Source organism: Janthinobacterium sp. FT14W, assembly GCF_009208755.1.
In the GTDB taxonomy this organism is placed as follows: Bacteria; Pseudomonadota; Gammaproteobacteria; order Burkholderiales; family Burkholderiaceae_D; genus Janthinobacterium; species Janthinobacterium violaceinigrum.
The window spans coordinates 1-227 of sequence record NZ_WFLL01000194.1 but is presented as its reverse complement, the minus strand read 5'-3'; the positions used below and the strand labels follow the sequence as shown (position 1 = coordinate 227).

Below are 227 nucleotides of genomic sequence, written 5' to 3'. Positions count from 1 at the left end.
TACTCATCTCGCCCACCTGTGTCGGTTTGCGGTACGGTCTCGTATGACTGAAGCTTAGAGGCTTTTCTTGGAACCACTTCCGATTGCTTCGTGAGCAAGCTCACTCGTCCCATCCCCTTGAATTCCGTACCCGGATTTGCCTAAGTACCTTCTATGAGACAGAAACTGACTATTCCAACAGTCAGACAACCTTCCGCGATCCGTCCCCCCATCGCATCATACGACGG

General features: G+C 52.0%; 1 rRNA gene. It reads right to left on the bottom strand.

Going from position 1 to position 227, the window contains the following annotated elements:
• Positions 1-227, bottom strand: a 23S ribosomal RNA gene (locus GCN74_RS28585); the annotation flags it as partial.